The 13,893-nt window shown below is 71.7% G+C and carries 15 protein-coding genes; 7 read left to right on the forward strand and 8 right to left on the reverse strand.

The window, feature by feature from the left end:
* Positions 1-32 precede the first annotated feature (32 nt).
* The 6 genes from ACFWYW_RS09780 (at position 33) to ACFWYW_RS09805 (ending at position 4,866) form a co-directional block, all read left to right on the forward strand.
* The gene (locus ACFWYW_RS09780; protein WP_379623686.1) at positions 33-713 is read left to right on the forward strand and encodes a GntR family transcriptional regulator; all 681 of its coding nucleotides are present in this window, start codon (positions 33-35) and stop codon (positions 711-713) included.
* A 9-nt stretch (positions 714-722) separates the two neighbouring features.
* Complete coding sequence (locus tag ACFWYW_RS09785) at positions 723-1,091, forward strand: DUF2203 domain-containing protein (protein ID WP_379623684.1); 369 nt, start codon at positions 723-725, stop codon at positions 1,089-1,091.
* Positions 1,092-1,159: 68 nt separating this feature from the next.
* Positions 1,160-2,149, forward strand: a complete 990-nt coding sequence (locus tag ACFWYW_RS09790; RefSeq protein ID WP_379623682.1) for a hypothetical protein — start codon at positions 1,160-1,162, stop codon at positions 2,147-2,149.
* Between the two features lie 5 nt (positions 2,150-2,154).
* Complete coding sequence (locus ACFWYW_RS09795) at positions 2,155-3,120, forward strand: hypothetical protein (RefSeq protein ID WP_379623680.1); 966 nt, start codon at positions 2,155-2,157, stop codon at positions 3,118-3,120.
* A gap of 17 nt (positions 3,121-3,137) precedes the next feature.
* Complete coding sequence (locus tag ACFWYW_RS09800) at positions 3,138-3,674, forward strand: CGNR zinc finger domain-containing protein (protein WP_379623678.1); 537 nt, start codon at positions 3,138-3,140, stop codon at positions 3,672-3,674.
* Between the two features lie 10 nt (positions 3,675-3,684).
* A complete protein-coding gene (locus ACFWYW_RS09805; RefSeq protein ID WP_379623676.1) occupies positions 3,685-4,866 on the forward strand; it encodes an MFS transporter in 1,182 nt (393 codons plus the stop codon).
* On the opposite strand, the gene ACFWYW_RS09810 is transcribed toward ACFWYW_RS09805, so the two are convergent.
* Positions 4,832-5,455 (reverse strand): alpha-ketoglutarate-dependent dioxygenase AlkB, encoded by a 624-nt coding sequence (locus ACFWYW_RS09810; RefSeq protein WP_379623674.1) that lies wholly within the window; start codon positions 5,453-5,455, stop codon positions 4,832-4,834. The genes ACFWYW_RS09805 and ACFWYW_RS09810 overlap by 35 nt on opposite strands.
* Before the next feature lie 158 nt (positions 5,456-5,613).
* On the opposite strand from ACFWYW_RS09810, the gene ACFWYW_RS09815 reads away from it, so the two are divergent.
* Complete coding sequence (locus tag ACFWYW_RS09815; RefSeq protein WP_379623672.1) at positions 5,614-6,375, forward strand: VOC family protein; 762 nt, start codon at positions 5,614-5,616, stop codon at positions 6,373-6,375.
* A gap of 63 nt (positions 6,376-6,438) precedes the next feature.
* Here the strand turns inward: ACFWYW_RS09815 and ACFWYW_RS09820 are convergent, their stop codons facing one another.
* From ACFWYW_RS09820 to ACFWYW_RS09850, 7 genes are all read right to left on the reverse strand, one after another.
* Positions 6,439-7,518, reverse strand: a complete 1,080-nt coding sequence (locus ACFWYW_RS09820; RefSeq protein ID WP_379623670.1) for a WD40/YVTN/BNR-like repeat-containing protein — start codon at positions 7,516-7,518, stop codon at positions 6,439-6,441.
* A 353-nt stretch (positions 7,519-7,871) separates the two neighbouring features.
* A complete protein-coding gene (locus ACFWYW_RS09825) occupies positions 7,872-9,635 on the reverse strand; it encodes an ABC transporter substrate-binding protein (protein ID WP_379623668.1) in 1,764 nt (587 codons plus the stop codon).
* A 33-nt stretch (positions 9,636-9,668) separates the two neighbouring features.
* Positions 9,669-9,944, reverse strand: a complete 276-nt coding sequence (locus ACFWYW_RS09830; RefSeq protein ID WP_221340468.1) for a DUF2160 domain-containing protein — start codon at positions 9,942-9,944, stop codon at positions 9,669-9,671.
* A 3-nt stretch (positions 9,945-9,947) separates the two neighbouring features.
* Positions 9,948-10,700 (reverse strand): carbohydrate ABC transporter permease, encoded by a 753-nt coding sequence (locus ACFWYW_RS09835; RefSeq protein WP_379623746.1) that lies wholly within the window; start codon positions 10,698-10,700, stop codon positions 9,948-9,950.
* Positions 10,701-10,750: 50 nt separating this feature from the next.
* The gene (locus ACFWYW_RS09840; protein WP_379623665.1) at positions 10,751-11,710 is read right to left on the reverse strand and encodes a carbohydrate ABC transporter permease; all 960 of its coding nucleotides are present in this window, start codon (positions 11,708-11,710) and stop codon (positions 10,751-10,753) included.
* The gene (locus ACFWYW_RS09845; RefSeq protein ID WP_379623663.1) at positions 11,707-12,792 is read right to left on the reverse strand and encodes an ABC transporter ATP-binding protein; all 1,086 of its coding nucleotides are present in this window, start codon (positions 12,790-12,792) and stop codon (positions 11,707-11,709) included. The genes ACFWYW_RS09840 and ACFWYW_RS09845 overlap by 4 nt, the downstream gene beginning before the upstream one ends.
* A complete protein-coding gene (locus ACFWYW_RS09850; protein WP_379623661.1) occupies positions 12,785-13,873 on the reverse strand; it encodes an ABC transporter ATP-binding protein in 1,089 nt (362 codons plus the stop codon). The genes ACFWYW_RS09845 and ACFWYW_RS09850 overlap by 8 nt, the downstream gene beginning before the upstream one ends.
* Between the last annotated feature and the right edge of the window lie 20 nt (positions 13,874-13,893).

Below are 13,893 nucleotides of genomic sequence, written 5' to 3' on the forward strand. Positions count from 1 at the left end.
CAAGAGGTTTGTGGGGTGATTGTCTGTTACATGTGGATGACGCGGTTGCGGATCTCGAGCGCGAGCGGTCCAGGCTCGGGCGTACCAGCACGGCGGAGCGGGTGGCCGACATCCTGCGCGACCGCATCATCGAGGGGTTCTTCGAGCCGGGGCAGCGGCTGTCGGAGGAGTCCATCTCCGAGGCGCTCGGCGTCTCGCGCAACACGCTGCGCGAGTCCTTCCGGCTGCTCGGGCACGAGCGGCTGCTGGACCACCGGCTCAACCGCGGCGTCTTCGTCCGCGTGCTGTCGGCCGAGGACGTGGCCGACCTCTACCGCGTCCGCCGCGTGCTCCAGGACGCGGCGGTGCGCCGGCGCCCCACGGGGGCGGCGCTGGCGGTGATCAGGGAGGCGGTCGCCGACGCCGAAAGGTCGGCCGCGGCCGACGACTGGCGCGGCGTCGGCACCGCCAACATCCGCTTCCACCAGGCGCTGGTCGCCATGAACGGCAGCCCCAGGCTCGATGAGACCATGCGGCAGCTCCTGGCCGAGCTGCGGCTGGTCTTCCACGTGATGAAGAACCCGCGTACCTTCCACGAGCCTTTTGTCGTGCTCAACCGCAAGCTGCTCGAGCACATCGAGGCGGGACGCACGGACGAGGCGGCCGCCTTCCTGGCCGACTATCTGGACCACGCCGAGCGGCTGCTCGTCCACGCCTACGACCCCAGCCGATAGCGTGCGGTCATGGAGCGGACCTTCACCCTCGACGAGGCGCGCGCGATGCTGCCCGGAATCCTCGAAGAGGCGGAGCGGCTGGTCGCCGCCCGCGCCGACCTCGCCGAGATCGCCTTCGACCGCCAGCAGGAAGGCGTCTCCCCGCTGGGCGGCCTGGCCGAGCTGAAGGCCCTGGAGGCGCGGATCGAGGAGATCATCAGCGGCTGGCACGAGCGCGGGCTGCAGGTGAAGGGGATCGCGCCGGTGCTGCTCGACTTCCCCTCGGTGATCGGCGGGCGGCCGGTGGGCCTGTGCTGGATCGAGGGCGAGATCGAGCTGGGCTGGTACCACCGCGACGAACTCGGCTTCGCCGGGCGGCGGCCCCTCCAGCGCGAATAGTGGCCGAGCTGTGACCAACCGTCCTCCTTCCGCATGGGTCCAACCCTGTGAGTGAAGGGAGGACGAGGATGAGACACAGCTCAGCGGCCGCCACGGCCCTCGCCGCGGTGTTCGCCGCCGGATGGGCCGCGACGCCCGCCGCCGCGCACGCCGGGGCGGCGCCCGAGGCGAGGGCCGCATGGATCAAGTCCTGCACGGACAAGCAGGACGTCTCCTACCCGTGCGGGCAGTGGCGGCTGATCATGCGCGACGGCCGCACGGTCACCGTGCCCGGCGCCGCGGCCGCGGCCACCGACGGAAAGGGCGTCCCGCAGTACCAGGAGGCGCCGTTCGCCGTCAGCGGTGACGGCCGCTGGATCGCCTACCTGCGCGCGAGCGACCACCGCCTGGTGGTACGGCGGGCCGCCGGCGGCCGGGTCACCGCGCTGCCGACGTCCCTGACCCCGAAGGCGTCGGGAACCATGGACCTCACGCTGCGCCTGTCGCCACGCGGCGACCGGATCGCGATCGACCACACCGACGGCAACAAGCCCGGCAAGATCGTCACCGTCAGGACGGGAGCGACGGTGAACCTTCCGGCGGACGACGTTCCGCAGGCCTTCAGCTCCGACGGGGACGAGCTGCTGGCCACGCGCAACCTCACCGACAACACCACCGCGCTGGTCGTGCACCACACCGACGGCCGGCCGCCGCTGCGGCGCACGCCGCCGCAGGTCATCGGCGCGGCCGGCGTGTACGCCCTGGCCGCCGACGGCAGGAACCTCGCCGCCCTCATCCCGGGCGACTACGACGGGGTCAAGCCGCCCAAGCTGCGCGAGTACGACCTGACCAGCGGCGAGATGGGCCCGTCGCTGAAACTGGCGGCGCCCAAGGGCCATGTGCCCGCGGTCGCCTCCTACGACCGCGACGGCGGCCTCGGCGTGCTGTTCTACCAGGGGGAGAGCGGCACGGGGCACGCGTGGTCGGCCGGTGTGGACACCTCGGCGGGCACGCTCACCAAGCGTGACCGCTACACGATCAGCGCGGCCAGGTACGCCGCGCGGCTGGCGGGGGAGTGAAGGCCATGAAGATCAGGTTCACCGCCGCGCTGGCCGCGGGCGCCCTCGCCCTGAGCCTGTCACCGGCCGCCCCCGCGCAGGCGGGGCCGCACGATCACGACGCCGTCCGCTACGCCTCGCTGAAGGGCTGCGCCGACAAGAAGGACGAGCGGCGCCCGTGCGGACCCTGGCGGCTGGTCACGCACGACGGCAGGCAGCGGCCGTTGCGCGACGCGCAGACCGTGGCCAGGCACGCCGACGGCACCTCCTCGGGCTACCAGGTGGCGCCGATCGCGGTCAGCGGCGACGGCAGCCGCGTCGCCTACTTCACCAAGCGCGGACGCCTGGCCGTCCGCACGATCGGCGGCGGGGTGAAGCTGCTGGCCGCCGACGCGCTGCCGCGGGTCGCCCAGTACGACGTGACGCTCCTGCTCTCCGACGACGGCGCCAAGCTGGCCGCGGCGATCACCGGGAAGAAGACGCGGATCTTCGACACCGCGAGCGGCACGCAGCTCGGCTCGGCGGGCAGGAACGAGGCGGTCTCCGGCTTCAGCGGCGACGCCGACGAGCTGCTCACCTCCGCCGAGGGCGAGGAGCCCGTGACCGACCTGGCCGTCTACCGCGACAGCGGCGAGCAGGTACGCCGGGTGACCCCGCCGCAGGTCGTCGCCTACAACGGCCCCTACGCCCTGGCCGCCGACGGCGCGACGATCGCCAACGTGATCCAGGGCAGGAAGCCCGCGCTGGTCCTGTACGACAGCGCGGTGGACCAGGTCACCGCGAAGATCCGGCTCACGCTGCCGAAGGGCGAGGTGCTGAAGGCCGACTGGACGGGCGAGAACCAGGTGACGCTCCACCTGGCGGACGCGCCGGAGAGCGGGCCGACGAAGATGACGGTCGTGCGGGTCGAGGTGCCTTCCGGCAAGGTCACGGTCAGGGACCGCTACAGCGTCCTGGCCGACTCCTACGTCTTCGCCGCCTGCGGGGGCTGACACCGTACCCTGCAGGGATGGAGGTGCATTCGACCAGGGCGATGGCGGCGCGGGCGGTGGCGTTGTGCGAGGCCCTGCTGTGGGAGGAGCCGACGCCCGGGTCGATCGCCGGCGTCCTGCGGGCCCACGGGGAGCCGGGCCCGCTGGAGCTGACGCCGGACGACGTGCGCGCGATGCGCGCGGCGGCCGGGCGCCTCATGGAGCTGTTCGCCGCCCCGTCGGTCGGCGAGGCGGCGGGGCTGCTCAACGGGCTGCTGGCCGGCACCGCCTGCCCGCCGCGCCTGACCGACCACGGCGGCACGACGACCTGGCACCTGCACGTGGACCGCGACGACGACGCGCCGTGGGCGGAGTGGTTCCTGGCCTCCTCGGCGATGTCGATGGCGGTGCTGCTGGCCGATCATCAGCGGGTTCCCGCGGGGCTGTGCGCCTCGGCGAGCTGCGGGCGGCCGTTCCTGGACACCTCGGGCGGCAGCCCCAGGCGCTACTGCTCGCCGCGCTGCGCCACCAGGGAGCGGGTGGCCGCCCACCGCGCCGCCACCCGGGGCATGTAACGTCTCTTGCATGTTATGGCGTTACATGCTCGGGGCGGCCTCGGCGCGTACCGGCGACGACATGTCCGGGCCCGCGCTGCTCGTGCTCGGATTGGCCGTCAGCGGGTCGCCCGCGGTCGCGGGATGGCTGCTCGCGGGGCTGACGGTCTCGGCCTCGGTCGGCGGGCCGCTGCTCGGCGTGCTGCTCGACCGCGCGCGGTGGCCGGGACGGCTGCTGGCCTGGTGCCTGACGGGGTATGCGGCCGGGCTCCTGGTGATCCTCGCCCTCCTCGGCCGGGTGCCCGACGGGCTGGTGATCGGCCTCGCGGTGCTGACCGGGCTGCTCGGGCCCGCGCTGAGCGGCGGATGGACGGCGCAGCTGCCCCTGGCCGTGCCCGCGGGCTCGCTCCCGCGCGCCAACGCGCTCGACTCGATCTCCTACAACGTCGCAGCCCTGCTCGGGCCCGCGCTCGCCGGGCTCATGGCGGCCTTCGGCGGCGGCTCCACGCCGGTGATCGCCGCCTGCGTCCTCATCGCCGCGTCCCTGCCCGTCGCCCTGTCGCTCCCGCCGCGCGAGCGCGTGGAGACGACGACCTCGGTCGCCGCCGAACTCCTGGCCGGCGCGCGGGCGATCACCGGCAACCCGTCGCTGCGCCGCGCCACCGTGACCTCGATGATCTCCTTGGCCGGAGTCGCGATGCTGGTCGTGTGCACGCCGCTGCTGGGCGAGCGGCTCGTGGGCAGCGCCGGGTTCGGGGCGCTGCTCCTGGCCGTGACCGCCGCCACCGCCCTCGGCGCCAACGCGGTGCTGGCCCACCGCGCCCCCGCCGCCGGGAAGTGGTGGCCCGACGGCGTGCTCGTCGCCGCCACCGCCGTCGTCGGGGCGGGCATCGCCGTCGCGGCGCTCGCCGACTCCTTCGCGCTCGCCGTCGTGGCCGCCGCGATCGCGGGCGTGGGCGAGGGGCCACAGCTCACCGCCCTTTTCGCGGTACGGCACCGCGACGCCCCCGCCCGGCTGAGGAGTCAGATCTTCACCACCGGCGCCAGCCTGAAGATCACCTCGTTCGCCGCCGGGTCGGCGGTGGCCGGGCCGCTGGCCGTACACTCCGTGCCCCTCGCCCTCGCGGCCGGCGCGGCGCTGCAGGCGGCGGCGGTCGTGGCCTACGCGGCGATGTCGCTCAGCGCACCCCGCGCGGACGGAACTGGACGCTGATCCGCGGCCCGCACGGCCGCGCGGTCTTCGGCACGGCGTGCTCCCAGGTGCGCTGGCAGCTGCCGCCCATCACGATGAGGTCGCCGTGGCCCAGTTCGCGACGGACCGACGGGCCGCCGCCCCGGGGGCGGAGCAGCAGGCTGCGCGGCGTGCCGAGCGAGACGATGGCGACCATCGTGTCCTCGGCGGAACCCCGGCCGATGGTGTCGCCGTGCCAGGCGACGCTGTCACGGCCGTCGCGGTAGAGGCACAGGCCCGCGGTGCGGAACGGCTCGCCCAGCTCCTCGGCGTAGTGGGCGTCGAGCGCGGCTTTGGCCTCGGTCAGGACCGGGTCGGGCAGGGGCTCGGCCTCGCCGTAGAACTTCTGCAGGCGGGGCACGTCCACCACCCGGTCGTACATGACCCGGCGCTCGGCCTGCCACGGCACCTCGCGCAGCAGCCGGTCGAACAGCGCGTCGGCGCCGCCGAGCCAGCCGGGCAGCACGTCGATCCAGGCGTCCCGGGACAGCCGGGTGCGCACCGGCGCGAGCGGGCCGGGGCCCGGCTCCTCGTCCACGTCGAGCAGCGAGCCTTGGTAGAGCACATTCATGTGTTCGAGTGTACGTGATCGCCTGAACACACATTCGAAACTCGCTAGGCTCTCCTCATCCCCGACGCCGTGTGCGACGCTGAGAGGTGGCGTCGCCCTCAGTTCCCTCCGCACCGTGAGGCGGCGGGCCGACCATCATCCACACGAAGGAGCACGCCATGCTCACCACGAAGAACCTTTCCGGCACCCCGGTCTGGCTCGACCTCGGGAGCCCCGACCTCCCCGCGACCGTGGCCTTCTACACCGGGCTGTTCGGGTGGAGCCACCACACCATGCCGGGCGGCGGCGACTACGGGTCGTTCCAGCAGGACGGCAAGACCGTCGCGGCGGTGGGCAGGCTCACGGAGGAGGGGGCCAGCCCCGCCTGGATCCTCTACTTCCGCAGCACCGACGCCGAGGCCACCGCGAAGGCCGTCGAGCAGGCCGGGGGCACGATCCGCATGGCGCCGTCCGAGGTCGGGCCGGAGGGCCGCATCGCGCAGTTCAGCGACCCGGCGGGGGCGGAGTTCGCGATCTGGGAGCCGGGGCAGCTCAAGGGGCTGGAGCTGGTGACCGTGCCGGGCTCGCTGTGCTGGGCCGAGCTCTACACGCCGGACGCCGGCGGCGGGCAGGGGTTCTACCGGTCGGTGTTCGACTGGAGCTTCGAGGACATGCCGATGGGCGAGCTGACCTACACCGTCGTCACCCCGCCCGGCGGCGGCGCCGACGACAGCATGGCCGGGCTCGTGCCCATGCCGGGCGTCGCGCCGCACTGGCTGCCGTACATCGAGGTGGGCGACTGCGACGCGGCCGTGGCCAAGGCGCGGGAACTGGGCGGCGCGGTGGCGGTGGCCGCCGAGTCGGTCGAAGGAGTGGGCCGCTTCGCCACCCTGACCGACCCCCACGGCGTCCGCTTCGCCGTCATGACCAGCTCCGGCTGACCGGGTCCGCCCCCCTGCCCTGTCCTGGCGGCTGGGCAGGGGGCCGGTGACGCACCCGGGTGGTCAGCGGCGGCTGAGGGCCAGGCGGGCCACCCTGCCCTGCTCGCCCGCCGCCCAGCAGCTCAGGTCGGGCGTGCACGACACGGTGTCGAACGAGCCCGTGTCGAACGTGTGCCACGTCCGGCCGCCGGTGAAGGAGATGTCGCTGCCGCTCGGGCCGACGGCGATCGCGGCCAGCGGGAGCAGCGCCACGCCCGAGCGGTAGGCAGGCGGCGGCACCCGAGAGGGCCGCCAGGTGGCGCCGCCGTCGGCGGAGTAGGCGCCGGCCGAGGGGGAGGCCTGGCCGGGCCGGTAGTCGCCGCCGACCGCGATGCCCTGGTGCCGGCCGCGGAAGGCGAGGGCGAACACCCCGCGGGCGGGGTCTCCGGCGGGGATGGGAGTGTCGGCCACGGTCCAGGTGCGGCCCCGGTCGCGGGAATGGAACACGCGCGACCGCTCGGCGCCGCCACTGGCCAGCCACGCGTCCCGGCCGCCCGACGTCACCAGGCACTGCCCGCCGGCCGCGAACCCGGCCTCGCCGGGCAACGCGGCCGGCATCCCGGCGGCGGGCAGGACCGCCCAGCTCCGCCCGCCGTCCGACGTCGACAGGATCCGGAACCTGCCGTCCACCGGGTCGCTCATCGCCAGCCCGTGGCGGCGGTCGAAGAAGGCCATGCAGTCGTAGAAGGCGCGCGGCTCGTCGTTGCGGAAGGTCTCCGTCCAGGTACGGCCCGCGTCGTCGGTCCGGTACACCCGCGAGTCGGTCCCCTCGCCGATGGACAGCGCCACGGCGGTGTCGGGCCCGAACGCCTCGATGTCGCGGAACTGCAGCGCGCCCGCACCGGGCGGGGAGACGTTCCGCCAGGTACGCCCGGCGTCGGCCGTCCTGAGCACGGTACCTTCGCTGCCCGAGGCCCACACGACGTCACGGCTCACCGGAGCCAGTCCGCGCAGGCGGGCGGTGACGCCGGTCTGCTTGAGGTCCCAGCGGAGGAGGTCGCCTCCGGTGAGGCCGCCGAGGTCAGGGGTGTCGGCCTGGGCGGGCAGGGGGGTGATCAGCGCACAGGCCGCGGCGACGGCCGTGATCGCGATACGTAACTTCATGCCGAGCAAGCTAAGCCCGCCCCTCCCACCCCGTCCACCACCCCCTCCCACCCGCCGCTCCCCGCTCCCCACTCTCCACTCACCGCTCGGCGGTCCCGGTCTCCGGGGCTCCCGGGTCCCGCGTCCCGGTCCGGGGTCCCCGGTCCCGGCACGCGGGTTCCCCGGTCCACAGCCCCGCGCTGGTCCGGGGCCCCCGTGTCCTGGGGTTCCTGCGTCCTGGGGTTCCCGTGCCCCAGGGCCCGGGGCACGGGTTCCGAGTGCCGGTTCGGGGTCCCGGGTTTCTGCCCCGTGGGCCGGTCTGGTTGGCAGGAGGTCCCCGTGTGTTCGGGGTGCACGGGGACCTCAGGGGGTGGTCAGTCGCCGGACTTCCACGTGGCGATCAGCTTGTCGTAGTCGAGGGTCTCCGGCTTGCCGCGTTCGTCGGCCAGCTTGGGCGCGGGTGCCCCCGGCTGGTCGAGCCACGTCTGGGCGGGCTGCTCAGGGTTGAGCTTGGGGGCGCAGGCGCCGCCGTAGCCGCGCCGTTCCAGCCGGGACAGGATGTCGTCCTGCTGCTTGGCCAGGTTGTCCATGGACTGCTGGGCGGTCGTCTCGCCGGTCACCGCGGTGGCCACGTTCTGCCACCACAGCTGGGCGAGCTTGGGGTAGTCGGGGACGTTGGTGCCGGTCGGGGTCCACTGGACGCGCGCGGGTGAACGGTAGAACTCGATGAGCCCGCCGTACTTGGGGGCGTTCTCGGTGAAGTAGGCGCTGCGGATGTCGGAGTCGCGGATGAAGGTCAGGCCGGTGATGGACTTCTTCAGCGACACCGTCTTGGAGGTGACGAACTGGGCGTACAGCCAGGCGGCGGCGCGCCGTTCAGCGGGAGTGTTCTTGAGCAGGGTCCAGGATCCGGCGTCCTGGTAGCCGAGCTTGTTGCCGTCCTTCCAGTACGCGCCGTGCGGGCTGGGGGCGATGCGCCACTTGGGGGTGCCGTCGGCGTTCACGACGGGCAGGCCCTGCTTGGTCATGTCGGCGGTGAAGGAGGTGTACCAGAAGATCTGCTGGGCGATGTTGCCCTGCGCGGGCACGGGGCCGGACTCGCTGAAGTTCATGCCGGCGGCTTCCTTGGGCGCGAAGCGCTTGAGCCAGTCCACGTACTTGGTGAGGGCGTAGACGGAGGCGGGGCCGTTGGTGTCGCCGCCGCGGGTGACGGAGGAGCCGACGGGGCGGCAGTTCTCGACGCGGATGCCCCAGTCGTCGACGGGCAGGCCGTTCGGGATGCCGGGGTCGCCGTTGCCGGCCATGGACAGCCAGGCGTCGGTGAAGCGCCAGCCGAGCGAGGGGTCCTTGCGGCCGTAGTCCATGTGCCCGAAGACCTTCTTGCCGGCGATCTGCCCGTTCCCATTGACCTTGTTCGTGAAAAAGTCGGCTATATCCTCATAAGCCGCCCAATTCACTGGTACGCCCAGGTCATAGCCGTACGCCGCCTTGAACTGCTTCTTGATCTCCGGATCGGTGAACCAGTCGTACCGGAACCAGTACAGGTTCGCGAACTGCTGGTCGGGTAGCTGGTACACCTTCTTGTCCGGCCCGGTGGTGAAGCTGATCCCGATGAAGTCCTTGAGGTCGAGCGTCGGCGAGGTGACGTTCTTTCCCTCCCCGGCCATGTAGTCCGACAGCGGCACCACGTAGTCGCCGCGGGCGTGCGTCCCGATGAGGTCGGAGTCGTTGACGTAGGCGTCGTAGATGTTCTGGTTGCCCTGGATCTGGGTCTGCAGCTTCTCGACGACGTCGCCCTCCTGGATCAGGTCGTGCTTGATCCTGATCCCGGTGATCTCGGTGAAGGCCTTGGCGAGCTGCCGCGACTCGTACTCGTGCGTGGTGATCGTCTCCGACACCACGTTGATCTCCATCCCACGGTACGGCGCCGCCGCCTTCAAGAACCATTCCATCTCCGCCAGCTGCTGATCCTTGGCCAGCGTCGACGGCGTGAACTCGGTGTCCACCCACCTCTTGGCGGCCGCCCTGCCGTTCTCCTCACGGAAGTCGCTCGACGGCTTGCTCCCGCTGGAGCACCCCGCCAGCAACAGGGCGAGTACGCCCAGCCCGGCCGCGTGCCTCTTGAGTGTGTGCGACATGTCCGACTCCTCTCGCGAGCAAGGGGGCGCAGGTCAACCCCATATCCCGATCACGGCCACGACGACGAGCGCGCACCCGAGCGCGAGCCACATCGACAGGTCCGTGACGGCGATCCACCCGGCGAGCACCACCGCCGCGCTGATCAGTCCGATGTAGAGCCGGTCGCCCCTGTCGGTCTCGATGCGCAGGAAGCCGCGCCGGGCGAGCGGCGGCGACAGGCGCGCCCAGACGGCCATGGCGACCAGCAGCAGGGCCAGTCCGGCGAAGACCAGTGCGGTGGGCGCGGTCCAGACCATCCACTCCAGCACCTGTCACACCCTTCCCAGCGCGAAGCCCTTGGCGATGTAGTTGCGGACGAACCAGATGACGATCGCGCCCGGGATGATCGTCAGCACGCCCGCGGCGGCCAGCAGCCCCCAGTCGATCCCGGCGGCGCTGACGGTGCGGGTCATGGTGGCGGCGATCGGCTTGGCGTTGACCGAGGTGATCGTCCGGGCGATCAGCAGTTCGACCCAGCTGAACATGAAGCAGAAGAACGCGGTCACGCCGATGGCCGAGCGGATCATCGGCAGGAAGATCCGGAAGAAGAAGCGGGGCAGCGAGTAGCCGTCGATGGCCGCGGTCTCGTCGATCTCGCGCGGGATCCCGGACATGAAGCCTTCCAGGATCCACACGGCCAGCGGCACGTTGAACAGCATGTGCGCGATGGCCACCCCGAGATGCGTGTCGAACAACCCCACGCTCTGATAAATCTGGAAAAAGGGGAGAAGGAAGACCGCCGGCGGCGCCATCCGGTTCGTCAGCAGCCAGAAGAACAGGTGCTTGTCCCCTGCGAAGCGGAACCGCGAGAACGCGTACGCCGCCGGCAGCGCCACGATCAGCGAGAACACCGTGTTCAGCGAGGTGTAGACGATCGAGTTGAGATAGCTGGAGTACCACGCGGAGTCCGTGAAGAACGTGACGTAGTTCTCCAGCGTCACGTTCTGCGGAAGCAGCGAGAAGCTCCCGAGGATCTCGTCGTTCGGCCGGATCGACATGCCGAACATCCACAGCAGCGGCAGCATGAGCGTCGCCACGTACAGCCAGAACACGGTCCGCGCCCAGGGCAGCCGTCTCATCTCCCGCTCCTCGTCAGCACGGTGAAGAACACGTAGCAGGCGATCTGCACGATGAGGAAGTAGAGGAGCGAGAACGCCCCCGCGGGCCCCAGGTCGAACTGCCCCACCGCGATCTTCGACAGCAGGATGCTGAGGAAGGAGGTGGCGTTGCCCGGCCCGCCCCCGGTCACCACGAACGGCTCGGTGTAGATCATGAAGCTGTCCATGAACCGCAGCAGGATCGCGATCGTCAGCACCCCGCGCAGCCGCGGCAGCTGCACGTGCCGGAACGTCGCCCAGGCCGAGGCCCCGTCGATCTGCGCCGCCTGGAAGTAGGGGTCGGGGATCGAGCGCAGCCCCGCGTACGCCAGCAGTGCCACCAGCGGCGTCCAGTGCCACACGTCCATGGCCAGCACGGTGACCCACGCGTCGGTGGAGTCGAGCGTGTAGTTGAAGTTGATCCCGAGCACGTTGTTGACGACCCAGCCGCCGAGCCCGATGTCGCCGCGGGCGAAGATCTGCCAGATCGTGCCGACGACGTTCCACGGGATCAGCAGCGGCAGCGCCACCACGACCAGGGCCACCGACACCCACGCCCCGCGCCGCGGCATGCACACCGCGAGCAGCACGCCGAGCGGGATCTCGATGACCAGCACCTGCGCCGAGAACATCAGCGTGCGCAGAAAGGCCGCCCGCACCTCGGGATCGCGGGTGACCGACCTGAACCAGTCCAGCCCCACGAAGATGCGGTCGGTCGGCGTGAAGACGTCCTGCACCGAGAAGTTGACCACCGTCATCAGCGGGATGACCGCGGTGAAGGCCACCGACACCACGACCGGCAGCACCAGCCACCACGCGCGGTTGTTCTTGGGCTTGACGTCCCTGGGAGCCTGCTCTTCCTCGGGTACGGCCGGCGCGACGACCTCACCGGCCACCTGGCTGCCGGCGACCTTGGCCGGAACGTCGCCGGCCGTCATGCGCCGCTCCCTTCGAGTGCCGCGAGGGTGCCGCACCTGATCTGGTCGCGGAACAGGTAGGCCCGCTCGAAGTGCAGGTGCTCGGCGGCGCCGTGCTCGCCGGGATCGGTCTTGGCGACCAGGTCGCCGCCGTCGGCCCGTGCGTGCACGAGGTGGTAGGAGCCCATCCGATCCACGCCGGTGACGCCGGCCCGCAGGCCGGGGGAGCGGGGGAACGGGCTGATCCTGACGAACTCGGGTCGTACGCCGAGCCGTACCGGACCGTCGGGAAGGGCGCCGTCGTCGCCCACGGCGCGCCCGACGAGGGAGGCCCCCACGCGCACGATGCCGCGCTCGACGGCGGCGTCGAGCACGTTCATGCCGGGCGAGCCGATGAAGTGGCCGACGAACTCGTGCGCGGGGGACAGGAACAGCTCGGCGGGCTCGCCGCTCTGTACGATCGCGCCGTCCTTGAGCACGACCACCTCGTCGGCGAAGGTCAGCGCCTCGGTCTGGTCGTGGGTGACGTAGATGAGCGTGTGGCCGGTGTCGCGGTGGATCTCCTTGAGCTTGCTGCGCAGGGTCCACTTCAGCGCGGGGTCGATGACGGTGAGCGGTTCGTCCAGCAGGACGGCGGCCACCTCGGGCCGCACGAGGCCGCGGCCGAGGCTGACGATCTGCTGGCGGCCGGGGTCGAGGCGGCGCGAGCGGCGGCGAAGGTGGTCCTCCAGGCCGAGTAATTGGGCGACCTTGCGTACGCGCTGGTCGACCTCGGCCTTCGGGTACTTGCGGTTGCGCAGCGGGAAGGCGAGGTTGTCGTAGACCGACATCTCCTCATACAGCACCGGGAACTGGAAGACCTGCGCGATGTTGCGGGCCACGGGCGGCAGGCCGGTGACGTCGCGGCCGCCCAGCAGCACCCGGCCCTGGGAGGGGGTGATCAGGCCGGAGATGATGTTGAGCAGCGTGGTCTTGCCGCAGCCGCTCGGGCCGAGCAGCGCGTACGCGCGGCCGTCGGACCAGGTCCAGGTCATGGGGTTGAGCGCGTGGGTGCGGCCGCCGTCGTAGCTGTGGCCGACGCCCTCCAGCGTGATGTCAGCCATGCAGGTCGACCTCCGTGGCGGTGTCGGCCACCAGTTCCCCCGTTCCGGAGAAGATCAGGATGTGCGCGGGATCCACGTAGGCCACCGCGGGCTCGCCGGGCGTGAACAGCTGGGTACCCGGCAGTTGCGCCACCAGGTGGCGTCGCCCGGCCAGCAGCAGGTGCAGGAACGTCGTGCTCCCGGTGACCTCGGCCAGGCGGATCTCGGCGGGGAACTCGACCTGGCCGGGCCGGGTGCGCTCGATCGTCACCTGGTGCGGGCGGATCCCCAGCACCAGGTCCTCGCCGGAGAAGTGTGTCCCGGGCGTGGACAGCGGGACGCCCAGGCACTCCAGGCGGCCCTCGTTCACCACGCCGGGCAGCAGGTTGAGCGGCGGATCGGAGAGGGTGGCCGCCACCGCCAGGGACGGCGGCCGGTCGTACATGCGCGCCACGTCGCCCACGTGCTGGACGCGGCCCTCGCCCAGCACCACCGTCGGGGCCGCGAACATCAGCGCCTCGGCCGGATCGGAGGTGGAGTACACCACGATGCCCGGCGAGTCCTTGAACATCGCCTTCAGGTCGGCGCGTAACTGCTCGCGGAGTTTGTAGTCGAGGTTGGCCAGCGGCTCGTCCAGCAGGAGCACGTCGACCGGGCGGGCCAGCGCGCGGGCGATGGCGGTGCGCTGCTGCTGGCCGCCCGACAGCTCGGCCGGGCGCCGCTCCAGCAGGTCGGCGATGCCCATGAGCTCGGCCACGTCGCGCACCCGGCCGTCCACGTCCTTGCGGGGGAATCCGGCGGCCAGGCGTAAGGGGGAGGCGATGTTCTCGTAGACGGTCAGCGACGGGTAGTTGATGAACCGCTGGTAGACGAAGGCCACGGAGCGTTTGCGCACCGGGACCGAGGTGACGTCCTCGCCGTTGACGACCACGCGGCCGTCGGCCGGGGTGTGCAACCCCGCGATCACCCGCATCAGGGTGGTCTTGCCTGCCGCCAGCGGCCCGATGAGGGTCGTCATGCCGCTGGAGAGTTCTAGGTTGATGTCGTCGAGCCAGACTTCACCGCGTTGCCGTACGCGGACGCCATCGAGTCTCAGCGCCACATTTCCTCCGGCGGTAGGTC

It is taken from the genome of Nonomuraea sp. NPDC059023, assembly GCF_042740095.1.
Lineage (GTDB): Bacteria > Actinomycetota > Actinomycetes > Streptosporangiales > Streptosporangiaceae > Nonomuraea.

Bases quoted from the DNA above. Each gene is read 5' to 3' on its own strand.
- ACFWYW_RS09835 (WP_379623746.1), bottom strand. From the start codon at position 10,700: ATGCTGCCGCTGCTGTGGATGTTCGGCATGTCGATCCGGCCGAACGAC.
- ACFWYW_RS09845 (WP_379623663.1), bottom strand. From the start codon at position 12,792: ATGGCTGACATCACGCTGGAGGGCGTCGGCCACAGCTACGACGGCGGC.
- ACFWYW_RS09805 (WP_379623676.1), top strand. From the start codon at position 3,685: ATGTTATGGCGTTACATGCTCGGGGCGGCCTCGGCGCGTACCGGCGAC.
- ACFWYW_RS09840 (WP_379623665.1), bottom strand. From the start codon at position 11,710: ATGACGGCCGGCGACGTTCCGGCCAAGGTCGCCGGCAGCCAGGTGGCC.
- ACFWYW_RS09795 (WP_379623680.1), top strand. From the start codon at position 2,155: ATGAAGATCAGGTTCACCGCCGCGCTGGCCGCGGGCGCCCTCGCCCTG.
- ACFWYW_RS09815 (WP_379623672.1), top strand. From the start codon at position 5,614: ATGCTCACCACGAAGAACCTTTCCGGCACCCCGGTCTGGCTCGACCTC.
- ACFWYW_RS09785 (WP_379623684.1), top strand. From the start codon at position 723: ATGGAGCGGACCTTCACCCTCGACGAGGCGCGCGCGATGCTGCCCGGA.
- ACFWYW_RS09810 (WP_379623674.1), bottom strand. From the start codon at position 5,455: ATGAATGTGCTCTACCAAGGCTCGCTGCTCGACGTGGACGAGGAGCCG.
- ACFWYW_RS09790 (WP_379623682.1), top strand. From the start codon at position 1,160: ATGAGACACAGCTCAGCGGCCGCCACGGCCCTCGCCGCGGTGTTCGCC.
- ACFWYW_RS09825 (WP_379623668.1), bottom strand. From the start codon at position 9,635: ATGTCGCACACACTCAAGAGGCACGCGGCCGGGCTGGGCGTACTCGCC.
- ACFWYW_RS09820 (WP_379623670.1), bottom strand. From the start codon at position 7,518: ATGAAGTTACGTATCGCGATCACGGCCGTCGCCGCGGCCTGTGCGCTG.
- ACFWYW_RS09800 (WP_379623678.1), top strand. From the start codon at position 3,138: ATGGAGGTGCATTCGACCAGGGCGATGGCGGCGCGGGCGGTGGCGTTG.